The 23000-nt window shown below is 64.5% G+C and carries 19 protein-coding genes; 3 read left to right on the plus strand and 16 right to left on the minus strand.

From position 1 onward, the window contains the following. Positions 1–126: 126 nt before the first annotated feature. From AKL02_RS16470 to acs, 8 genes are all read right to left on the minus strand, one after another. On the minus strand, positions 127–2223 hold the full coding sequence (locus tag AKL02_RS16470) for a 3'-5' exonuclease (protein ID WP_083078536.1): 2097 nt from the start codon (positions 2221–2223) through the stop codon (positions 127–129). Further along, a complete protein-coding gene (locus tag AKL02_RS16475; RefSeq protein ID WP_078548717.1) occupies positions 2223–2612 on the minus strand; it encodes a response regulator transcription factor in 390 nt (129 codons plus the stop codon). The genes AKL02_RS16470 and AKL02_RS16475 overlap by 1 nt, the downstream gene beginning before the upstream one ends. 4 nt (positions 2613–2616) lie before the next feature. Beyond that, entirely contained in the window at positions 2617–3153 is a 537-nt protein-coding gene (locus tag AKL02_RS16480; RefSeq protein WP_078548720.1) for a hypothetical protein, read from the minus strand. 9 nt (positions 3154–3162) lie between these two features. Continuing rightward, positions 3163–4992, minus strand: coding sequence for a DUF294 nucleotidyltransferase-like domain-containing protein (locus tag AKL02_RS16485; RefSeq protein WP_083078533.1), 1830 nt, complete (start codon positions 4990–4992; stop codon positions 3163–3165). A 93-nt stretch (positions 4993–5085) separates the two neighbouring features. Then, complete coding sequence (locus AKL02_RS16490) at positions 5086–6825, minus strand: sodium:solute symporter family protein (protein WP_078542129.1); 1740 nt, start codon at positions 6823–6825, stop codon at positions 5086–5088. 21 nt (positions 6826–6846) lie between these two features. Further along, positions 6847–7104: a DUF4212 domain-containing protein gene (locus AKL02_RS16495; RefSeq protein WP_075774060.1), complete on the minus strand. Its 258-nt coding sequence runs from the start codon at positions 7102–7104 to the stop codon at positions 6847–6849. Between the two features lie 64 nt (positions 7105–7168). Continuing rightward, positions 7169–7861: an adenylate kinase gene (locus tag AKL02_RS16500; protein ID WP_408648100.1), complete on the minus strand. Its 693-nt coding sequence runs from the start codon at positions 7859–7861 to the stop codon at positions 7169–7171. Beyond that, positions 7861–9828 carry an acetate--CoA ligase gene (gene acs, locus AKL02_RS16505; protein ID WP_078569896.1) on the minus strand — a complete coding sequence of 656 codons (1968 nt, stop codon included), beginning with the start codon at positions 9826–9828 and terminating at the stop codon, positions 7861–7863. Before acs ends, AKL02_RS16500 begins: the two co-directional genes overlap by 1 nt. A 423-nt stretch (positions 9829–10251) precedes the next feature. On the opposite strand from acs, the gene AKL02_RS16510 reads away from it, so the two are divergent. Then, complete coding sequence (locus AKL02_RS16510) at positions 10252–10749, plus strand: HugZ family pyridoxamine 5'-phosphate oxidase (RefSeq protein ID WP_083078528.1); 498 nt, start codon at positions 10252–10254, stop codon at positions 10747–10749. Between the two features lie 84 nt (positions 10750–10833). Here AKL02_RS16510 and AKL02_RS16515 read toward each other — a convergent pair whose 3' ends face one another. Beyond that, entirely contained in the window at positions 10834–13125 is a 2292-nt protein-coding gene (locus AKL02_RS16515; protein WP_083078525.1) for a glycosyl hydrolase family 28-related protein, read from the minus strand. A gap of 253 nt (positions 13126–13378) precedes the next feature. On the opposite strand from AKL02_RS16515, the gene AKL02_RS16520 reads away from it, so the two are divergent. Continuing rightward, positions 13379–14233: a CHAD domain-containing protein gene (locus tag AKL02_RS16520; RefSeq protein WP_083078522.1), complete on the plus strand. Its 855-nt coding sequence runs from the start codon at positions 13379–13381 to the stop codon at positions 14231–14233. Here the strand turns inward: AKL02_RS16520 and AKL02_RS16525 are convergent. Continuing rightward, positions 14230–15876 (minus strand): lysine--tRNA ligase, encoded by a 1647-nt coding sequence (locus tag AKL02_RS16525; protein WP_078600417.1) that lies wholly within the window; start codon positions 15874–15876, stop codon positions 14230–14232. The genes AKL02_RS16520 and AKL02_RS16525 overlap by 4 nt on opposite strands. A gap of 105 nt (positions 15877–15981) precedes the next feature. Here AKL02_RS16525 and AKL02_RS16530 point away from each other — a divergent pair, with 105 nt between their 5' ends. Further along, a complete protein-coding gene (locus AKL02_RS16530) occupies positions 15982–16404 on the plus strand; it encodes a tellurite resistance TerB family protein (protein ID WP_078522614.1) in 423 nt (140 codons plus the stop codon). 64 nt (positions 16405–16468) lie between these two features. On the opposite strand, the gene dacB is transcribed toward AKL02_RS16530, so the two are convergent. Genes dacB through AKL02_RS16560 form a run of 6 tightly spaced genes read right to left on the minus strand, consistent with a single transcriptional unit; the run spans position 16469 to position 22978 of the window. Further along, complete coding sequence (dacB, locus tag AKL02_RS16535) at positions 16469–17896, minus strand: D-alanyl-D-alanine carboxypeptidase/D-alanyl-D-alanine endopeptidase (protein WP_083078519.1); 1428 nt, start codon at positions 17894–17896, stop codon at positions 16469–16471. Between the two features lie 51 nt (positions 17897–17947). After that, the gene (locus AKL02_RS16540; protein ID WP_078522612.1) at positions 17948–18565 is read right to left on the minus strand and encodes a nicotinate-nucleotide adenylyltransferase; all 618 of its coding nucleotides are present in this window, start codon (positions 18563–18565) and stop codon (positions 17948–17950) included. A gap of 50 nt (positions 18566–18615) precedes the next feature. Further along, positions 18616–19818: a GGDEF domain-containing protein gene (locus AKL02_RS16545; RefSeq protein WP_083078516.1), complete on the minus strand. Its 1203-nt coding sequence runs from the start codon at positions 19816–19818 to the stop codon at positions 18616–18618. Beyond that, positions 19818–20429 (minus strand): heme NO-binding domain-containing protein, encoded by a 612-nt coding sequence (locus tag AKL02_RS16550; protein ID WP_083078514.1) that lies wholly within the window; start codon positions 20427–20429, stop codon positions 19818–19820. The genes AKL02_RS16545 and AKL02_RS16550 overlap by 1 nt, the downstream gene beginning before the upstream one ends. Before the next feature lie 60 nt (positions 20430–20489). After that, entirely contained in the window at positions 20490–22223 is a 1734-nt protein-coding gene (locus AKL02_RS16555) for a DUF4153 domain-containing protein (RefSeq protein WP_083078511.1), read from the minus strand. A 50-nt stretch (positions 22224–22273) separates the two neighbouring features. Next, a complete protein-coding gene (locus AKL02_RS16560) occupies positions 22274–22978 on the minus strand; it encodes an HAD family hydrolase (protein WP_083078508.1) in 705 nt (234 codons plus the stop codon). Between the last annotated feature and the right edge of the window lie 22 nt (positions 22979–23000).

The following is a 23000-nucleotide window of genomic DNA, read 5'->3' on the forward strand; positions in this document are numbered from 1 at the left end:
GGCGCAGTCCGGTACCATCAGCCAGCTAAGCACTGCAGAGGCACTCCGCTGACAACTATCGGTCGGGTTAGGCCCCCTCTTCCTTAAGTCTTGTCGCCCTACGGCGAGGGGGGGGGCAGCGCGCCCCTACCCGTTCAGATCCTTGATCAGTCGCCCGTGCTTACGAAGCTCGGCCACCAATTCGCCGAAGGTCCGCAAGCCCCGCGCCTGCAGCGCCGGGAGCATCTTCAGGAAGGCATCCGCCGTCGCGACCGTGTCGCCGATCGCGGTGTGACGCGCCTCCTCGGGGATGGTGATGCCGAGGCGATGGGTCAGCGCGTCGAGCGTGTGGCTCTCGGATTGCCCGAACACCACCGCCGACAGCAGCACCGTGTCGAGGATCGGGTGATCGAACCGTTCGCCGATCGCCACCTCCTTGCGATGCAGGAATTCCATGTCGAAAGGCGCGTTATGCGCGATCAGCACCGCGCCCTCGGCGAAGCGGTGGAAATCGCGCCCGACCTTCGCAATGTCCGGCGCCCCTTCGACCATCGCGTTCGAGATGCCGTGCACCTCGGTCGAGCCGGGCGGGATCGAGCGCTTGGGATCGACGAGCGTATCGAAGACCTCGGTATCGATCCGCCGCCCGTTAACGATGCGCACGGCGGCGATCTGCACGATCTCATCGCCCTCGGTGGGCAGCAGGCCCGTGGTCTCGGTGTCGAAGACGACATAGGTCAGATCGGTCAGCGGCGTATCGGCGATCTCGGCCACGCGCTCGCGCGCAAGCAGTTCGAAATCGTAGACCACCGCGCGCGGCACCGGCTTCGGGCGCTTGGTGACATGGCGCGCCTCGCGCAGCGGGATGCAGAGCCGCGCACGCGTGTCTCCCAGCTTCTCGGGCCAGATTTCGGCGGCATGGGTGGTCAGCACGCGATGCCCGGTGACGTCCTCCAGCCCGACATCGAGCGGCTGATCGAGCCAGCGCTCCAGCTCGGAGATCGGGACCGGCGCGCCTTCCCATTCCAGCGCGATCAGCGCGCCGGGGCCGTCCTCGGTGATCTCCAGCCGGAAGCCGCGGCGCCCTGTCAGCTTGCGCACCAGCCCCGCCAGCAGGGCCACCATCTCGAAGCCCTCGCAGCGCAGCATCAGCCCCGCGGTCACCGGCAGGATCGCCCCGCCCTCGGCGGTCACCCGCGCGGCCACCGCCTGACCCAGATCGGAGGCGCGGATCATCGCCAGCGGCCACCAATCGGCGCGGTTCGCCTCGTGGCGCTCGAAGAATTCGTGGATCGCGGCGGAGAGGTGATGGGCCTCGGAATTGGCGGCCTCGCGCACCCGGTCCCGCTCGGGGCCCGGCGCGGGGCCGTCATCGGCGGTCAGCACACCGATCAGCGATTGCAGGGCTGCGGCAGGGCGGCGGATGCGGTCGAACAGCTCGTCCATCAACTGCTCGCGCTGCGCATGAGAGGCCATGTCGCCCGAGACGTCGCGGAGCGTCAGCACGTAGCCCGGGCGCGCGCTCAGATGGTGATCTTCTCCCTCCGACAGCAATCTCATCCGGGCGGCGAGCACCCGGCCCTCCGCCTTCGTCGAACAGAGCAGGTCCGAGGCCGCGTCGGGATCTTCCGTCGCCAGAAGCCGGTCATAGGCATGGGCGATGGGCGGCTGGTTGAGATAGTCGAAGACGCGCCGATCCAGCCCCGGCGCATGGGCCGAGCCCAGAAGCTCCACCGCCTGCCCGTTATAGAAGGCAAGCTGATGATCCGCGGTGCAGAGCAGCACGCCCACCGGCACATCCGACAAGAGCGCCTCGAGCCGTTCCTTTTCCTGCGCGAGCCGGGTGGTCTCGCGCTGCACGGCCTCGGTCAGGGCGTTTCGGGTCTCCGACAGGTGGCGCGTGACCGAGGCCGCAGCGGGGGCAAGATCGCCCAGATAGCGCGCGATATCGGCGTCCATATCGCCCTCGATCTCGGCCGTGGTGCGGGCGCGCAGCATCCCCGAGAGCCGCTCGATCGGCTTGGCCACGTTCTCGTCGAAGAGAAACCAGATCCAGGCGATCAGCCCGAGGATCACGAAGCCCGCGACCGCGCCGCCGATCACCATCGCATTCAGAAGCTCAGGGTCGCCCAGACGGGTGAAGCCGAACCACAGCCCCGCCACCAGCGCCACCAGATTGCCGAGCGCCAAGGCGGCAAAGAACAGAAACACCCGGGTGCGCAGGGAAAGCCGGGTGAGGTCCATCAGGCCGTCTCCCCGTCGAGAATGCGGTGGACCTCCTCGCGCAATTCGCGCAGCTCGAAGGGTTTGGCGATGAAACCGTCGGCACCGAGCGCGAGGCCCTTGCGGCGCTCCATCGCGGAGCCGCGCGCGGTCATCATCAGGATCTTCACATCGCCGAGGCCCTTGTCGGCGCGCACGCCCTCGCAGATCTCGTAGCCCGAGACCTCGGGCAGCATCACGTCGAGCAGGACCAGATCGGGGCGGGTCTCGCGGATTTTCTCCAACGCGCCGCGCCCGGTGTCGATCCGGTCATGGTCGAACCCCTCGCGGCTCATCAGATAGTCGAGCGCGATGGCGATATTGTCCTCATCCTCCACGATCAGGACGCGATGTTTCCTCCCCCCCGGCATGGTCTCATCCTCCTGCGCATACCGCTTTCAGCCCCGGGTCGTCGGGCGTGAGTTTCAGCCAGCCGCCGCCCGACAGCTCTCCGTCTTTCGTCAGCGTGGCCCCGTTCACCAGATCGGCGCGGCTGTCGGTCTTGCAGTCATAGACCGTCGGCACCGTCTGCAAATTTTGCCAGCGCCCGATCAGCAGCAGATCGGTCTCGGCCAGCTCCGGCTTGCCCGCCACCGGATGCTCCACCTTGCCCGCATCGACCGCCATGAAGCGGGTGACCATCGGCACCAGATAGGTCCAGGGCCGCCAGCCGACGCTTTCGTCGATCTTCTGTAGCACCACGACCGTGTCGGGCATGTCCGCGCGCATCTTGGGATACCACGAATACTCGCTCCAGACCGTGTAGCCGATCAGCGCCGCCCCGACCGCTGCGGGCATCACCCATTTCGGCAGCTTCTCGCCGCGGAACTTCTTGCTCAGATGAGAGAGCAGGAAGACCACGAGAGCGGCAAGCGCGCCGGCAGCAAGGGTCGAGATGTAATCGTTCGTCATAAGCTCTCCTCAGCTCATCGCGCCTTTGCCATGTCCGGCGGCCGATTGCATGGTGCGCACCACGACGAACGCATCCCGCAAGTGGGAGCGTTCGAAATCGGACAGGTCCGACGGTGCGAGATAATTGTCAGGTTTGCGCCCCGAACGGGCCAGATGCGCCTGGTTCTCCAGCCGCATCGACGCGATCAGGTCATAGGCCTCGACCAGATCGCGCGCGCCGGAATGGCTCAGCACGCCGGCATGTTCGGCCTCGATCAGACGGGCGCGGGTGTTCACTTCGGGCAGGCGCCCTTGCAGCGCGTAGACGCGGGCCAGATCAGTCACCGGCACGACGCCGTTATGCTTCATGTCGATATGGTTGCGATGCTCGCCCGAGCGGATCGTGGCGAAGCCCCGGATCAGGCCCAGCGGCGGGTGATGCTTGAGGCTGTTGGCGATCATATGGGCCACGAAGATCGAGTTCTTCGACGCCTTCGCCAAGGTCTCTTCCTGCAACTGCTGGAACAGCCCCGCCCCGTTGCCGCCGATCGCGCGCAGATCGAACATCACAGAGGCCAACATCTGCGCCTCCGGGTTGGGCTTGGCGATCCAGCCGCGGAAATAGTCGCGCCAGACGCGGACCGGCTGACACCAGCGCGGGTTCGTCGCCATCATGTCGCCCGGGCAATAGACGTAGCCGCAGGCATCCAACCCGTCCGAGACGATCTTCGCGAGCTGGCGGAAATACTCCATATCCGCTTCGGTCACGGCGTCGTCGAGGATCAGGCAATTGTCCTGATCGGACACCCCGGTCTGCTCTTGGCGCCCCTGCGAGCCGCAGGCCAGCCACAGATAGGGCACCGGCGGCGGCCCCAGCGCCTCCTCGGCCATCTTCAGCAGGCGGCGCGTAACCGCATCTGCGATATCGGTGATCAGCCGGGTGATGACCTCATGCGCGTGATGCCCGCCCACGAGCTGCACCAGAAGCTGCGGGATGCGCGCGGTGACGGCGGCCATTTCCGGCACGGTCTCGGCGCCCGCCACATCGCGGATCAGAACGGCGGAACTGACCGCCTGAAAGCGGGTCAGATCGGTCTGGGTGATCATGCCCACGAAGCGCCCGCGATCGGTGATCGGCAGGTGGCCGACGCGCTTTTCCAGCATGACATGCAGAAGGTCGGTGCCCAGCCCTTCGGGGGTCAGCGTCACCGGATCGGGGGTCATCACCTCGCCCACGGGCGTATCGGGCGCGCGGCCTTCGGCCAGAACCTTGTTCGACAGGTCGCGCACCGTGACGATGCCCACCAGCCCGCCCTCGGAATCGGTCACGCCGAGCGAGGAGATATGCGCATCGCGCATCTGCCGCGCGGCTTCGGTGACGGTGGTCTCGGGCGCGCAGCCCATCGGCTCCTGCGCCAGAAGATCGGCGATCTTCATCGTCGCGATGGAATTGGTGCGGGTCTCGCCGCCGCGCACGCGGTTGAAGAAGCGCGCGAAGGCGGGGGTGTTTTGCGACAGCTCGCGGAACTCTTCGACCGGCAGCTCCAGCAGCACGGTCTCGGCAGTGGTGCGCGCCGTGGTCGCGGCCAGACCGTCGCGCATCAGCCCGCGCTCGCCAAAGGTGTTGCGCGCGCCGAGGATCGAGACCAGCGCCCCGTTCTGATCGGTCACTTCGACCGCTCCGCGCTTGATCAGGTAGATGCCCTTGAGCGGCTCGCGATAGGAATAGACGGTCTCATTCGCGGGCAATTCTCTGCGGCGGAAGGAACTGGCGACATGCTCCAGCTCGTTGCGCGACAGATTGTCGTAAGGGTGGACGCCTTCGAGAAATGCGAGGATCGGGGTCAGATCGGCGGCCATGATCTTGTCCTTTGGGTGGTGGCGGCGCCCCGAAGGGCGCCTGCCGAAGGTCCAGAGGTCGGGACGAGGCGAACCCCGTCCCGCGCCGCTGTCTTAGTGGTCGACTGCCGCACCGGCGCCTTTCGGCACGCGGATCGACTCGACGAGCTCCTGGATATCTTCCGGGGTCTCCTTGGTCGCGTTCGACACGACGTAGGCCACGATGAAGTTCAGGACCGCGCCGATAACCCCGAAGGAGGTCGACTTGATCGAGAGGATCATCGGGTTCGCATCCGTGAACGTGTTGGTGTCCGGGATGAAGAACCAGCCCTTGTGCAGGAAGATGTAGATCAGCGTGGTCGCGAGACCCGTGAGCATACCTGCAACAGCACCGGTGTTGTTGATGCGCTTCGTGAAGATGCCCATCATCAGTGCCGGGAAGATCGACGACGCTGCCAGACCGAAGGCCAGAGCCACCGTCTGTGCCGCGAAGCCGGGCGGGTTCAGACCCAGATAGGTCGCCACGACGATCGCCACGGCCATCGAGATACGGGCGGCCAGAAGCTCGCCTTTTTCCGAGATGCCCGGATTGATCTGCGACTTGATCAGGTCGTGCGAGACCGCCGACGAGATCGCCATCAGAAGACCAGCCGCCGTCGACAGAGCCGCAGCCAGACCACCGGCCGCCACCAGCGCGATCACCCAACCCGGCAGGTTGGCGATCTCGGGGTTGGCGAGCGTGATGATGTCGCGGTTCACGGTCAGTTCGTTGGCGTCGCTCGCATTGTACTCGATGCGGCCGTCGCCGTTCTTGTCGTCGAAGGACAGAAGACCGGTCTGGGCCCAGTTACGCACCCAAGCGAGGTTCTGGTCGTTCTCGATCGCGGTCATTTCCACGGCCGGCTCGGTCACGCCATTCGGGTAGAAGGTCGAAACGAGGTTCAGACGCGCCATTGCACCCACAGCCGGAGCGGTCAGGTAGAGAAGCGCGATGAACACCAGCGCCCAGCCCGCCGAGGAACGCGCGTCGGCGACCTTCGGAACGGTGAAGAAGCGCACGATGACGTGCGGCAGACCGGCGGTACCGATCATCAGCGTCATGGTGAACAGGAACATGTTCAGCGTGGTGTCATGCTGGCCGGTGTAGGACGCGAAGCCCAGAGCCTCGACGGTGTCGTTCAGCGTCGACAGGATCGGCGCGCCGGTGTTGACGTCGTTCGAGAACAGGCCGAGACCCGGGATCGGGTTGCCGGTCAGCTGCAGCGAGATGAAGATCGCCGGGATGGTGTAGGCGATGATCAGAACGACGTACTGAGCCACCTGCGTGTAGGTGATGCCCTTCATGCCGCCGAGAACCGCGTAGAGGAACACGATCGCCGCGCCGATGAACAGGCCGGTGGTGTTGTCCACTTCGAGGAAGCGCGAGAACGCAACGCCCACACCGGTCATCTGACCGATAACGTAGGTGATCGACGCAACGATGAGGCAGATAACGGCCACGGTGCGTGCGGTTTGCGAATAGAAACGGTCGCCAATGAATTCCGGCACGGTGAACTTGCCGAACTTGCGCAGATAGGGCGCAAGCAGCATGGCCAGAAGCACGTAGCCACCGGTCCAACCCATCAGATAGGTCGAGGTGTCGTAGCCCCCGAAGGCGATGAGGCCAGCCATCGAGATGAACGACGCGGCCGACATCCAGTCAGCGCCCGTAGCCATACCGTTGACGACCGGGTGAACGCCGCGACCCGCGGCGTAGAATTCCGACGTGGAACCCGCACGGGCCCAGATCGCGATGCCGATGTAGAGCACGAAAGTCGCGCCGACCACCAGCAGGTTGAGGGTAAACTGATCCATGTCCCTCTCTCCTCCCTGAGATTATTCTTCGACGCCGTGCTCGCGGTCCAGTTTGTTCATCCGCCACGCATAGGTGAAGATGAGCACCAGGAACACGAGGATCGAACCTTGCTGGGCGAACCAGAAGCCAAGATCAGTGCCACCAATTTTGATGCCTGCCAGCATCGGGCGCAGCAGGATGCCGAAGCCGAAGGACACGATGAACCAGATCACCAGAGAAATCTGGATGGTCCGGATATTCGCCTTCCAATAGGCGTTGGACGAGGATTTGTCCGCCATGAGACTAACTCCCTTTTAGTTTCTCTCCAGACGGGCCCCTCATGGGCCCGCCCCTCCCCAAAAATCAGGCCGAGACGCGCTTTACGATCGACCCAAGGCCCGAGGCGATCTCGTCGATGGAGCCCATCGCGTCGATTCCCTCGAGAACACCGAGCGCCTTGTAATGGGCGATCAGCGGTGCCGTTTGCGCGTGGTAGGCCTCCAGCCTCGCGCGCGCCGTCTCGGCATTGTCGTCGGCCCGGCGTTTGAATTCCGTGCCGCCGCATTTGTCGCAAACACCCGCAACTTCGGGCTGTTTGAACTCGTCGTGATAGCCTTCGCCGCATTTGGCGCAGGTGTAGCGGCCGGCGACGCGGGCGATCATCGCCTCGTCATCGACCTCCAGACTGATCGCTGCGGTCACCGACTGGCCATTCTCCTCCAGAAGACCGTCGAGCGCCGCAGCCTGACCGGCGGTGCGCGGGAACCCGTCGAGGATCACCCCTTTCGCAACATCCGATTCAGCCATGCGATCTTGCAGGATCGCCAGAACGATCTCGTCCGAGACGAGGCCGCCCTCCTCCATCACCGCTTTCGCGGCGAGACCGGCCTCGGTGCCCTGAGACACCGCGGCCCGCAGAAGATCGCCCGTCGAGAGCTGCACGAGGCCGAAGGTCTCTTCGAGCATCCGCGCCTGCGTGCCCTTGCCCGCGCCCGGAGGACCGAGAAGGATCAGAACGGCAGGCTTGGTCTGCGTCATGGTCGTGCTGTCCGACATCATTTGTTCCCGCGATTTTCGATCAGATCATCGACGACCGACGGATCGGCCAGCGTCGAGGTGTCCCCAAGGCTGCCGAAATCGTTCTCGGCGATCTTGCGCAGGATGCGGCGCATGATCTTGCCCGAACGGGTCTTCGGCAGGCCCGGCGCCCATTGGATGATATCGGGCTTGGCGATCGGACCGATCTCGGTGCGCACCCACTTCTCGAGCTCCTTGCGCAGCTCGTCGGAGGGTTCGACATCGTTCATCAGCGTGACATAGGCGTAGATGCCCTGCCCCTTCAGCTCGTGCGGGTAGCCGACCACAGCGGCCTCGGCCACGGCCTGATGCGCGACCAGCGCGGATTCGACTTCCGCCGTGCCCATGCGGTGGCCCGAGACGTTGATCACGTCGTCGACCCGACCGGTGATCCAGTAGTACCCGTCGCTGTCGCGGCGGCAGCCGTCACCGGTGAAGTAATAGCCCTTGTACTGGCTGAAATAGGTCTCTTGGAAACGCTCGTGATCGCCCCAAATGGTGCGCATCTGGCCCGGCCAGCTGTCGGAGATGCAGAGCACGCCTTCGGTCTCGGTCTCGTCCTGCTTCACCGCGGTCTGCGGATCGAGCACGACCGGCTTCACGCCGAAGAACGGACGGGTCGCCGAGCCGGGCTTGGTGGGCGTCGCCCCCGGAAGCGGGGTGAGCATGTGGCCGCCGGTCTCGGTCTGCCAGAACGTGTCGACGATCGGGCATTTACCCTTTCCGACGTATTTGTCGTACCAGGCCCAGGCTTCGGGGTTGATCGGCTCACCGACCGAGCCCAGCACCTTAAGATCGGACAGGTCGTATTTCTCGACCCATTCCGGCCCCTGCCCCATCAGCGAGCGGATCGCGGTGGGCGCGGTGTAGAACTGGTTGACCTTGTGCTTTTCGCACACGGCCCAGAAGCGGCCCGCATCCGGATAGGTCGGCACGCCTTCGAACATGATCGTGGTCGCGCCATTCGCGAGCGGCCCGTAGACGATGTAGCTGTGGCCGGTGACCCAGCCCACATCCGCGGTGCACCAGAACACGTCGCCATCGTGGTAGTCGAACGTGTATTGCATCGTCATCGCGGCGTAGACGAGATAACCGCCGGTGGTATGCACCACGCCCTTCGGCTTGCCGGTCGAGCCCGAGGTGTAAAGGATGAACAGCGGATCTTCCGCATTCATCGGACGCGGCGGACATTCGGGCGAGACGTTCTCCATCATCGCCTTCACGTCGACGTCGCGACCGTCGATCCACGAGGTCTGGTCGCCGGTATGCTTCACGACAAGGCAACGCACCTTGTCCGAGCAGTGCAGCAGCGCGGCGTCGGCATTCGCCTTGAGCGGCGTGCGGCGGCCACCGCGCGGGGCGGTGTCGGCGGTGATGACGACCTTGGCGCCCGAGTCGTTGACCCTGTTGGCCAGCGCGTCGGGCGAGAAGCCCGCGAAGACGATCGAGTGGATCGCGCCGATACGCGCACAGGCGAGCATCGCGTAAGCCGCTTCCGGGATCATCGGCAGATAGATCACGACGCGGTCGCCGCGCATCACGCCCTGGCTCGAAAGCACGTTGGCGAAGCGGTTCACCTTCTCGGACAGTTCCTTATAGGTGATGTGCTGCGCCGGGGTTTCCGGATCGTCGGGCTCGAAGATGATCGCGGTCTGGTCGCCGCGCGTGGCGAGGTGACGGTCGATACAGTTCACGCTGGCGTTCAGCACGCCGTCCTCGAACCATTTGATATCGACATGGCCGAAGGTGAAATCGGTGTTCTTCACCTTGGTATACGGCGTGATCCAGTCGAGGCGCTTGCCCTCGCGGCCCCAGAACTTCTCCGGATCGGTGATCGATTCCTGATACATCTCGCGATATTTCGCGGCGTCGGCGTGGGCGTTCTCGAAGCCCGGCGGGACCTCTTTGACCTCTGGAACCTGAGTCACCTTGTCTTGCGCAGTCATGAGCTTCCTCCCAGCAATTTCGCATTGCGGCACGGCGTGTCCGCATGTCGCCCGCGTGATAGTGCAGGCCCTCTACCCCGCGCCACTGTAACTCAAAGGTTAAGATTCATGTAACCCCCTTTATACAATGCATATTTCTGTAAATTTTTTGACACCGATTGCGCTAACGCTGTAAATGCACGGAAATGAGGCAGAAAATAGGCGAGCCAATTCAAGCGCTTGCCTGTAGCGTTTCCGCTCGAACCCAACTGAATTTGAAAATCGACCGCACGGTTAAAATCATGCCGCAGCTTCGACGAGACGAATCGGAGGCTCCGAATGATTCGGCGCGCGGCCTGCCGTAACGGCATCCTGTGGATAACTTCGACGATTGTCGCCCGCAGGCCCGCGCCCTACCATCGCGCCGCCTTGAAGGAGCCTCCCATGACGCAGCCGACCCCGCCGACCAACCCGATCCGCCCCACGGATGATGAGGCCCGCGCCTTGGCGCAAAGCCTGATCCGTGAAGCCCGGTTCGGCGCGCTTGGCACGCTCGACCCGGATACCGGCGCGCCGGTCGTGACACGCGTCGCCCTCGGCCCCGGCCCGCAAGGGGAACTGTTAACCTTCGTTTCCAGCCTCGCAGTACACACGACAGCCCTGCTGCAAGACCACCGGGCCGGGCTATTGCTCGGCGAGCCCGGTACAAAAGGCGATCCCCTCACCCATCCCCGCCTCTCGTTGCAGGTCGAAGCAGTTGCCATCCACCGCGACGACGCCGCCTTCCCGGCGATGCGAGACCGCTGGCTCTCCGATCATCCGAAATCGAAGCTCTATATCGACCTGCCCGATTTCTTTTTCTTCGATCTCCGCGCGACCTCGGCGGCTCTCAATGGCGGCTTCGGCCGCGCCTTTCGTCTGACGCCCGCAGACCTGACATAAAAACAGCGCGCAGGACTTTCGCCCCACGCGCCGCCTTGCCGATCCGCCCGCCCCGGCCCGGATCGGCCCCGCCCTTGCATCCCGTCAGATCGGGTTATCCATCCGCAGCGTAACCTGCAGCCGCCCCTTCGCCGCCTCCGGCCAGTTCACCGTGATCTGGTTCTTGGCCGCGCCCTGTTCCACCGCGACATAGGGCATCGCATCGATCCGCGCCCCCGAGCCGTCGCGAACCATGCCCTCAGCGATCAGACTCTGCACATTGCGCGCCCAGCCCCCGAAGGGCAGATACTGGCTCGCATCCACCGTCCAGACCGATTGCGCCGTGGACTGGTTCACCTCGACCATCACCGGGTTCTGCGAGATGTCGTTGATCGCGTTGAACATATTCGCCTCGAAGACCACGTTGCGTACCCGCGAGCGGTCGATATCCGCAAAACTCGTGTCGATCTTCTCGATCCGGTCGACACTGCCGTTGAGCGACTTGAACACGTTGTTCGTCACGCTCAGCCCTTGGATGAAATGCCCCGGCCCATAGGGCTTGATCGACAGCCAAGTGAACCACGGCGCGACATTGATGCATACGCAGGTATTGCCCGTCACCGTCAGCCCGCCAAAGCTGTATTCACTCGCGAAATCCGGCTCTGCGTCATGCTCGTTGGTCCACTCGATCACCGAGTTGTCGATGTAATTGCCGGTCACCGCCGACTGCACATTGGTCTGGGTAAAGACCAGCCCCGCCACGCGCACGCCATTGCTTTCCTCGTCGCCCTGAAACCAGTGATTGCCGACGATCAGATGCCCTGAGCCATTCAGCACGAAACTGGTCCCGAAGCGCACGAAGCGCGAGTCGCGGATCTTCGAGTCATTGGCATTCACGTTCAGCACCATCGACTTTCGATCCTGCGCGGGCACCAGCATCTCGTCCGACAGGAACTGACAGCCATCGATCAGCAGGTCCTGACACCCACGCCCGATCGAGGTGATCGCGCGATCCTTGGGCCGCACCACATAGCTGTCGCGGATCTGGAACATCTGCCCGTCAGGCGCCAGCATGATGCAGCTCGCCGCGCCGTTGCAGAGGAATTCCACATTGGCGATGTTGAACCGGTCGAGCTTCTCCATCCCCGAGAAATCCAGCACATATTGATGGCGCGTGAACGTGTAGGTGCGCGTGCCCGACCCGCCATAAAGCGGCTGCGAAAGATACAGTGTCTGCGCGCCGATATTCTTCGACTTCACATAGACCTCGCGCCCGACTCCAGTGCCGGTGATCCGCGCGCCCACCGGGATGTTCGCGATATTGGCGACCGAAGTCAGCTGCATCGACTGGCTCACCGAATAGCTCGCCTGCGACGTCACCACCTCATCGTCCCAGGCAGAGCCCGCGATCACGTTGATCTGCCCGTTCTGCAGAACCCGGCGGTTGGAAAAGCTCGTAAGGTCCGGCGCGATCTCCTCGATGCGGATCGGTTCGGTCACCTCGACGCGGCGCCCTTTCAGGTCGAGCACGTTGTGATCGGTATAGCCGAACAGCGCCTGCAGCGCCTTCTTGAAGCCCGCCAGCTCATCGCCGAAAGCCGCCGCATAGGTCGGAAAGTCGAAGGACGACATCAGCGCCAGTTTCGCTGCGACCGGCATCACCAGCGTGCCCACGAATTCGACCGGCGACGAGATCGAAATCGTGCTGCCCAGGTAATAAACGCCCTCCGAGACGAAAACCTTGCGCCCGTTCGCCGCCTGATCGGCCGCGTTGAACGCCGCGAAATTGTCGGTCGTCCCGTCGCCCACCGCGCCGTAATCGCGCACATCCACCCAGCCCATCAGGTCACGCAGGAAAGCCTCGGTCACATCCTCGATCTCGATATCGTCGATGCGCACCACGCCGCCATTCGCGCCGGTCAGGTCCAGCCCGAAATACCCGTAGACCGCATCCAGCCCCCACGGCATATCGACACCGTCGCGCGAGCCGGTCCCGACGATCGCCGAGACCTCGACCACCGCGCCATAGCTTTGCAGCGCGACCATCGGACCGACTTCGACCACGCCGGTCACATGGGCACCCGACCCCGTCGCCGCATAGCCCGCGACGCGGACCTCCGGCAGGTTGCCGCTGACCGCCTTCACCCGCGCCCGGATGCGCAGGTAAGTCCCGGGCAGGATCGGCGTGTCGCCCATGTAGCGCAGCTTCTGCACCGTCTGCGTCTTGAGCATCTCCAGACAGCCGCCGAAATCCGCATCCGCCGGAACCAGCACGGCATTGCCCGTGCTCTCATAGGTCGTGGAGCCCGGCGTGCCATCCTCGCTCGACCATTGATCCAGCCCTTCGGCGAATGCGGGCGGGGTCAGCACCAGCCCTTCGGTAATCGCGACGTTCATCTGCAATCCTCTTGTCCATGTTCCCACCCGCGCGCCCCTTGCCGTACCAATTGCGCGCCGGGACCGACCGAAAGCGCCCGCGCTTCGGCCCGAACAGAGCTAGAAGGAAAGGTTAAAGAAGACCTGAGAGGGCCGTTCGCAGCCTCTGGTCACGGCCTGCGCTCCCGCTGCCCCTCCCGCTTCGCAGGTGACAGCGTCATGCGCCTGACATATCCTCGCGCCACATCGGGTGTGCAGCCAAGAGGAGCCGCAGATGGTTTACGCCATATCCCCCGACGACAAGACCCCGACGAAAGCCCTGCGCCGCATCGCGCGCAGCGAGCTTGGGACAGCCGTTAAACTGGCCGACAAGCCCGACCCGTCGGTTCACGCCCTGCGCAAAGCGATCAAGAAGACCCGCGGCTTGATCCGACTCTTCGCGCCGCATTTCTCCGATTTTCACAAGGAGAACGACGCCTTGGCCGAAGCCGCCCGGGGCATTTCCGGCCTGCGCGACGACGAAGTAATGCGCGCCTCGCTTATCCGGCTCGGGCGCGAAGGGCCTGATCTCGACGGTGCGTCGGCCGCCCGTGCAATGCTCGACGCGCTGCCCGTGACCCCGCCCCCGAAGGAAGGCGATATCTCGACATTCGCGAAACGCGTCACGGAAATCCGCAAACGCGCGAAGGATTGGGACGTCACCGAAAAGGGCTGGCCCGCCTATGAGGCCGGATTGTACGAGACGCTGAAAGATTGCCGCAAGCGTCTGAAAACCTCTCAGAAATCAAGGGCTGGCTTAGACCTGCACCATTGGCGGACGCGGGTGAAGCAGCACTGGTATCACACGCGACTGCTCGCCCCGATCTGGCCAGAAATGCTGCATCCGCGCGAAGACGCACTCGACACTTTGGGAGAGTTGATCGGCGACCATCACGATCTGCATGTGCTCGAGACGAAAGTGCCGCAGCATCTCGACCCGGAAAGGGCCGAGGCCTTGCTTGCATTGATCCGCGCCGAGTCCGCCCGGCTGGAGGCAGAGGCCTTCACTCTCGGCGCCAGGATATTCGCCGAGCCCCCCGAGCCGCTTTGCGACCGCTGGGGGGCTTGGTTCGATCTCTGGAAAGCTTAGTCGACCAGTTCGCCCGCCAGCGCCCGCTCGATCAGGGCGACCGTTTCATCGACACCGTAAAGCGCGATGAACCCGCCGAAGCGCGGTCCTTGGCTCTGGCCCAACAGCACCTCGTAGAGCGCCTTGAACCAATCGCGCAGGTTCGCGAATTCGTGGTTCTTGCCGACCGCGAAAACGACCGTCTGCAGGAACTCGTCGCTATGGAAATCGGCCTCCGGCAGCGGCTCTTCGTTGCCTGCCGCCGCGTTCTTGCGCGCGATCTGATCGAGCGCCGCCTCTTCCGATTTCAGCGCCTTGGCAAGATCTTCCAGCGCGGCACGTTCGGAGGCGTCGGGCGCACGGAAGACCAGCGTCGGCTTCACGAAATCCTCGAAATACTTCAGCGCGAAGCCTGCCGCCTGATCGAGATCGGGATTGCCTTCCGGGCTCGCCTCGGGCGCGTAGCGCTTGATGAAGCCCCACAGCCCTTCCTTCTCGGTCGCGCCCGCGACGCTCGCGAGGTTCAACAGCATCGCGAAAGGCACCACCATCCGGCTCTCGGGCGGGTTGCCGCCGTGGATGTGCCAGACCGGGTTGTTCACCTGCTGCTCGATCGGCTGATCGGGATAGGCGCGCAGCTGCTGGTGATATTCGTCCACCGCCTTCGGGATCACGTCGAAATGCATCCGCTTCGCGGTCTTCGGCTTGAGATACATGAAGTAGCTCAAGGATTCCGTCGCCGCATAGGTCAGCCACTCGTCGATCGACAGGCCATTGCCCTTCGACTTCGAGATCTTCTCACCATTCGCATCGAGGAACAGCTCGTAGGTGAAGTGCTCCGGCGCACGCCCACCCAGCACGCGGCAGATGCCGTCATAGATCGGCGTGTTGGTCGAGTGGTCCTTGCCATACATCTCGAAATCGACGCCGAGCGCGGCCCAACGCATCCCGAAATCGGGTTTCCACTGCAGCTTCACATTGCCGCCGGTGACCGGCAGCGTCCATTCGCGCCCATCCTCGTCGTCGAAGGTCACGGTGCCGTCGCGCGCATTGACCTCCTTCATCGGAACGTAGAGCACGCGGCCCGTCTCGGGATGGATCGGCAGGAAGCACGAATAGGTCTGCTGACGCTCTTCGCGCAGCGACTTCAGCATGATTTCCATGATCTGATCGTATTCGTAAGCCGATTTGATCAGCATCTCGTCGAACCGACCCGACTTGTAGTAATCGGTCGCGCTCGCGAATTCATACTCGAACCCGAAGGTGTCGAGGAAACGGCGCAGCATCGCGTTGTTGTGGTTGCCGAAGCTGTCGAACTCGCCGAACGGATCAGGCACCGAGGTCAGCGGCTTTTGCTCATGCTGGCGCAGCATGTCCTGATTGGGCACGTTGCTCGGCACCTTCCGCATCCCGTCCATATCGTCCGAGAAGCACAGAAGCTTCGTCGGGATGTCCGAGATCAGCTCGAAGGCGCGACGGATCATCGTGGTGCGCGCAACTTCGCCAAACGTGCCGATATGCGGCAGACCCGACGGCCCATAGCCCGTCTCGAACAGGACGTAACCCTTTTCCGGGTCCCGTTTCTCGTAACGCTTGAGCACCCGGCGGGCTTCCTCGAAGGGCCAGGCCTTGGATTTCATCGCAGCGTCACGCAAGCTCGTCATTGCATACCTCATGAAGGCGCCCCGTGCGCCCAGTCGCGCCTGACCTATTGAAGCGGACGGGGACAGTCAATAATTAGCACTCGAACACTATCAAGGAGCTCCCACGTGCCCGACGTTCTCGCCTCGCTTTCGCCCCAAGACGCGCTCGTCGCCGTGATGGTCGCGATTTCCGCCGCCGATGAGGACGTGCCGACCTCCGAACTCGTCGCAATCGAGCGGATAGTGAACCACATGCCGATCTTCGCGGGCTATGATTTCGACCGCGTCTCGCGGGTCTCCCGCTCGGTCTTCACGCTTTTCGAAGAAGAAGATGGGCTCGAGGCGCTGTTCGGCCTGATCCGCGACGCGCTGCCCGAACATATTTTCGAAACCGCGTATGCGCTGGCCTGCGATGTGGCCGCCGCAGATGGTACGATCCGTCAAACCGAACTACGTCTTCTCGAAGAAATTCGCGGTGAGTTGGCGATCGACCGGCTGCACGCCGTCGCCATCGAATGGGGTGCAAAAGTGCGCCACGTCACGCTCTGATCGGACGATAGAGTCCCGGCGAGAAAACCTGACGACCGCCCCGCCGTCCGGGTGGAGCTGCCCCTCAGCCGTAAATCCCGGCCCAACGCTCCAACAGCTGGCTCTGAAGGATTTTCGACGCCCGCACCCATTGGACCTGCCCCGGCGGGCGCGGCGCCGAGCCCGCACGACGACGCCGGTTTAGATCGGCGGTGAAGATCGCGAAGACCAGTTCGGTGCCATCAGGCGCGGTCATATAGCCCGCCAAAGTCGACACGAAATTCAGCGTCCCGGTCTTGGCATCGACGCGGAACGGCTGGGCCGGCATGTTCTTGCCCGTCGCATCGCGCAGCTTGAATGGCTTCATCAAACTGCGCAGCCCCATCGGCGCACCGAGATTGCGCAGCGCCGCCACCATGTCCTGCGGCGAAAGCTCGGCATCGGCCCGCAGCCCGGAATGGTCGGTGAAACGGGCCGAGCGCGCGCCCGTGCGCTGCTGCAGCCATTGGGTCATCATCTGCCCCGATTGCTTCAGCGAACTCCCCGCACCCAACCGCTTGCTTACCGTCATGCCCACCGCTTCCGCGGTGATATTGGTCGAATATTTCATCATCTCGCGCAGAACCGGCACAAGCGGATCGCTGCCATGGCTCACCAGAACCGTACCGCCGGGCAGGTTGCGGACCTCTTCCGGCGCGGGCAGCGGTGTGCCCTGCGCGCGGGCCAATGTCTGAAACACGTCGCCCGCATAGGCCGCTGGATGGCGCACCGGCAACCACCGGCTTCCGCCACGCCCCAAGGCCGCCGAGGCGACCGTCCAATGCTCGACCCCGCCGCGATCGGAATAGGTGAAAGTGGGCGAGGAGCGTTTCGCGATCGACGCCTTCGCGGTATAGGCCTGCGGCTGCACGTCGCGCCCGCGCGCATCCATGCTCAGCGCCCAGCCGCTACCGGAGCGCCGCCACTGGAAATGCACGCGATTGAAGTTCAGCATCAGCCCGGAGATCGACGGGTTGTAGCCCGCGAAGATCGGCTGATCGTTCGCAATCTCGTTCTTGTAGGGCAGCGCCCCGGCCCAAGTCAGGAAACGCCCCGTGACGCCCTGCACTCCCTTCGCCGCCAGCGACTTCGCCATCGCGTTCAAATCGTCAGTCGTCAGCGTCGGATCGCCCCCGCCCGCGAGGATCAGATCCCCCTGAATGCGCCCGCCAGAGATCGGGCCGGTCGCGATCAACTGCGTGCCAAAACAGAAATCGCCGCCCAGTTGCTCCATCGCATAGAGCGAGGTGATCGATTTGAGCGCGGAGGCGGGCGGCATCGCCTGGCCTGCATTGCGCTGTTCGAGGATCTGGCCGCTCTTCAGGTCCGCGACGACATAGCCCACATCGCCGCTGAGCCCGGCCATCCGGACCAATTCGGCTGCCGCGACCGTCTGTCCGAAGCCCGTTTTCGGAGTGGCGAAAAGCGCGGCGCCACCCAGCAATGCGAAGCGGCGCGATATCGATAGCGGCATGGCGATTCCTCCCTCGGCGTCAATCCGAGCGTAGCGCGCCCCGCACCGTCTTCAAGCGGGTGTCGATGCCCGCCAGCCGCCTTTCTCGCGAATTTCCGTGGAGGAAAGAGACGACATCGGAATGTTGACGAAGCACCAGCGCGGCGCCGGCCCGTCGAGGAGGCGCTGCGAGGCGACCGCGGGCAATTCGGCCCCCGCATAAATGCGCGCCGCGCGCGCCCAGCGCCCCGGCATCCGCCAGCCCGGACGCGCCAGCACACCGACCGGCACGCTCTCCATGATCGTGCGCCAATGATCCCAGCGGTCGAACTGCACGAGGTTATCGGCCCCCATCAGCCACGCGAAATCCACGCCGGGATAGAGCGCGCGCAGCCGCGTTATCGTGTCGGCGGTGTAACGCGTTCCGAGCCGCGCTTCGAGGTCAGTCACCACCACTCGCGGATCTCCGCCAAGGCTCGCCCGCGCGCTCGCGATGCGCTGATCGAGCGGCGCGGGCCCATGCGCCTTGAGCGGGTTGCCGGGGCTCACGATCCACCAGACCCGATCAAGATTGAAGCGGCGCAGCGCCTCACGCGTGATCAGGACGTGACCTTCATGCGCCGGATCAAACGACCCGCCCAGAAGACCGATGCGCTGTCCGGCGCGAGCATAGGGGAAACCTTGTCTCATGCGCTGCCCTTACCCGAAGGCGACCGGTCAGGAAAAGAGCGTTTGTGCGCCTAAGGCGCGGAGCCGGGTGACGTCCCCGGCCCATCCTCGACGTTTTCGACAGGCCCGGACCCGAAGCGAAGACATCCGCGCCCTGCGGTCTTCGCGGCATAGGTCGCCCTGTCGACATCATTCTGCAGCGCCTCGATCTCGAGGTTCTCGTAGTCGCGCGACGACACAGCGCCGAGCGATCCCGAGACCAGACATTCCTGCCCCCGATACCATTTCGGCGCTTCGAGCTGCTCGATGATGCGTGCCGCGAGCGCGCCGATCTCCGCGCGGCTCGGATTACCACGCAAGAGAACGAGGAACTCGTCGCCGCCCATGCGTGCAACCAGATCACCGCCGCGCACGCTTTCACACAGATTGCGGGCCACCAGTTGCAACACGTAATCCCCCGCCGCATGGCCTTGCGTATCATTGATCGTCTTGAAGTGATCGAGGTCGATCTGCAGCAAAGCGAAATTCGCCAGCCCGTTCGTCGCGTGGTCGACGGCCCGCGCGAGCGCCTGAGCCATGGCCCTGCGGTTGGCGAGTTTCGTCAGCGGATCGCTCAACGCCTGATCTTCCGCCGCTTTGCGCGCCTGATCAAGGCGCCCGGTCAGAGCCCGCAACTCTTCAAGCACGAGCGATTTCGCTTCCTGCAGATACAGCATTTCCATCGCGAGATCGGCGGCGGAAAAATCGTGTTCGGTCAGGTCGAATTCCGCCACGAGTTCGCGCAGGTGAATACCGAAGCTGAAATTAAGGAGCATATCGCCCCCCGCCAGCGTCGGCGCGCCCCCCTGAACTGGCTGACCCGCGTGGCTCACCAGCGCGCCGCGCAGGCTTACCTGTGGGCGCATGCGAAGGGTGACATGCAGCATCTCCTCCGCCGTCATGGCCCCGAGCGAGCGCCCGCAGCGCCCGATCTGGCTATCGCAATCAACAGCACCGCAACTTGAGCGCAGCTCTTTCGGGCACATTCGCACCGCCCCGCCGCGCCGCGCGACCGAGAAAAACCGCGAGAACGGCGCGCCGACGATCTGGGCATCCGGCACCCCCAGAACCTTGCGCAACGTGCGCCCGACTCCAAGGATGCAGGCCCGCTCGTCGAGCCAGAGAAACATCGGCAAAAGCCCGGTCAACAGCGTTAGCCAATAGGCTTGCGCGCCCCGATCAGGGGGAGGCTGTGCGGCCAGTCGCGTGACAGTGTTCTCGCCCGGCACGCTCATCACACCTCACCAATCATCCGCGCGAGGGCGAACTGGCGCGCCTCGGCATGGGTGGCGTCGAGCAGCTGTATGGTCACGGTTTCCCCCATCGGGTCGGGATCGCGCAGATCGCCCCCGGGGGCACGCGGCGGCACCTCGATCAGCGCGAGGCTGCCATAGTCATCCGCCATCGCGCGCAGAATCCCCGCCAGCACCGCCCCCCAGCCCGGCAGATCCGCGGCGACACGCAGACGGAACTGACCCGGCTGGGTTGCGACCAGATGCAAGTTCGGCAGCTTGAGATCGGGCAGCGCCATGCGCGCGCGATCGTTCAACTCGTTGAGCGAGTTCAGAAAACCGCGATAATCGCAGCCACCGTAACGCAACAGGCGGCGCACCGCTTCACGGCTGCACAGATGCGCCCCAAGGTCTTCCAAAAACTCGGATCGCGCCCGCCCCAACTCGTCACAAGCGGCATCGATCAGCCGCAAGGTCTGCGCATCGTCATATTGCAGCAGAGGCTCATAGCTCTCGCCCGGCAAATCCGCGCGCCGCCGCACACGCGCGCAGAGCGCCGCCCCGTGGGTGTCGGTCAGAAACGTCTCGATAGAGCGGTTGATCAAGCCGAGCATGTGCCCTCCTGACCGCCACGCTAGCGGTCAGAAGTTAACAAAGCTCCAAATTCGCCCGGCTCAGCGCGACAGCGGCAAGAGACGCAGCCCACCGGCCTCAAGCGCCATGATCCCGCTCGGGGCCAGCTGCACCTCACCACGTTTGATCGCGGCGATGACAGGGGCCAGATCGACGCGGAAACGTGGCTCGCCCTGCGCATCGACGACGCTGCCCCAACCGATCGAATCCCACGCGCCGTTCGACTGCCGCAGCACGTAGATCGCATCGCGGTCGGGCAGATGCAGGAGCACCATCGCCTCGTCACCGGGCACATCCGAAAGGAAATCAGCCTCGATCAAGGCGCAATTCGCCGCTGCCCCCTCGGCCGAGGCGCAAAGCCCCGCCGCAACCTCCGGCGCGCGCGCGCGGATCGCATCGAGCAGCGCATCCTCGGGCGCTTTCGCACCGGGCGGCAGCACGAGATCCCGGCGCAGTTGGGCGCGCGCGGCGCTGGCCCCCTCCGCCCCATCCGCAGACGGGCTCAGACGGGCCAAGGCCGTTGCGAGCGCGCGGTCATCACCGGCTTGCGCCTCCAACTCCGCAAAGGCCGCCTGCCCGGCAAGCCCCCAGTGGTTCTTCAAAGCGTAGAGCGGCAAAGCGCCTGCCGTGATGCGCCCCTCGCGATACAGCGCCAGTTGCGAGCGCGCAGCCACTCCGTTCGCATCCAGCACCGGCGTCAGCCATGCCAAAGCGGCAAGCAGCAGGACACCCGCCATGGCGATATTGATCCGCCGCAAGCGCACCATCCAGCCGCGCCCCAGCAGCACCGACCCGGCATATCCCAGCGCATAGCCCGCCAGAAGCACGATCAGCACCGCCTGCGCCACGCGTCCCGGGGTCCAGCCTTGCGCGGTGACGCTTTGCCATCCGGTCCAGGCCGCCGCCCCGACCAGCACGGGCAGCACCAGCGCCAAGCCTTGAGCCGACAGGCGCAAGACCCGCGCACGGACGGCACTTTCATCGTCGCGCTCAATACCGATCGAGATCAGCGTCACCGCCGCCGCGGCCATCGCCAGCAGCGTCTCGATCTGCGAGAACCCGATCAGCGAGACCTCCCCGCGGCGCGCAATGAACCCAGCCACAAAGATCACCGCGACCAGAAGCACAGGCGGCAGCAACAGCCTCAGAAGCCGCAGGATCAGGGTCGGAGAGATCATCTCCTCCAGCTCGGTCACCACTGCCAGCCCGAGCCCGAGAATGCCGCCCGAGACTGTAAAGGCGAACAGCTTCTCCCGCAGAAGCTGGCGCAGGAAATCGAGGTCCACACTCTCGAGCAGGCGCGCCGAGAGGTACAGCACGAGCCAGACCATCCCGAGGAAAATACACGCAGCCGCATAGCGCACCACGATATTCCATGCGTGCAGGAACAGCGCCGGATAGTCGTTCCAGGCGCGCGTCCCGCCCTGCGCCACGGCCATCGCGAAGGGCATCGGCAGCATCGCCAGAACCGAGAGCGCGAGCAGCTCGTAAGGCATGTATCCCGCCAGCGTCTCGCTCGGGGCATATCCAAGCGACGCCCACCATCCGAGCAACGCGACCGGAACCGCAATCAGCGCCGCCGCACCGAATGCCCTGCGCCAGCCGATCTCACCCAGCATCGCAAGCGCGGTCGCGAAGAACGCCGTGCCCAGAACCGACACGCCGAATTGTCCGTGCGCGTCAATCGGAAGCCGTTGCTGCAACTGGTTATCGAGCGCCCAGAAGAACATGCCCGCCAACAGCCCAAGCAGAATATGTTGCAAACGTAGTTGCATGCGTTCCTCTCCTGTCTTGCGCGAGGCTCCCGCGCGTCTGACGCGTCGTGCTAGCCCGCGCGCCGCGCGAGCCAGTCGGGAAGCCCCCCGATATGATCGAGCACCGCATCGGCGAGCGGGGCCAGATCGGCCCGCTCCGCCGGTCCGCTCAGCACGCCGATCGCGATCATCCCCGCCGCGCGCGCCGCGTGCAGGTCATGCTGGCTGTCGCCGACCATCACGACCTCGGCCGGGTCCAGCCCCAGCGAATCCGCGAAGGCCAGAAGCGGGCGCGGCGTTGGTTTCGCCCCGTGCCCGCTGTCATAGCCGATAATCCGGTCGAAAAGATCGGTGATGCCCGCCTGTGCAGCATGCGCCCGCGCCGAGGACTCGGCATCGTTCGTACAAATGCCCAGCTGCAATCCGCGTCCGCGCAGATCGGACAGAAGCGCAGCAAGCGGCACCGGCTCCACCAGAGGCACGTCATGCGCCGCCTGCTCCAGTTCGAGCACCAGATCATCGAGCGACCGCCCCGGAAGATGCGGCAACAGCAGTTCCGCCGCCTCCCGAACCGTGCCCGCGATCACCGGCGAGTGCGGCTCGAATTCTACCCGCTCGAGGTCGAATCCGATCGCCGCGGCAAGCCTACCAGCCTGCTGGGGATCATTTGCCAACGCCTCGATTTGCAGCTTCGCCCACGCGCCCCATGTCGCGTCGAAGTCGAAAAGCGTACCGTCCTTGTCGAACAGCACCGCCCGTATCTTGCCGCCTGCCATCTGCGATCTGCCTCCCTTTGCG

This window comes from Thioclava electrotropha, from assembly GCF_002085925.2.
In the GTDB taxonomy this organism is placed as follows: Bacteria; Pseudomonadota; Alphaproteobacteria; order Rhodobacterales; family Rhodobacteraceae; genus Thioclava; species Thioclava electrotropha.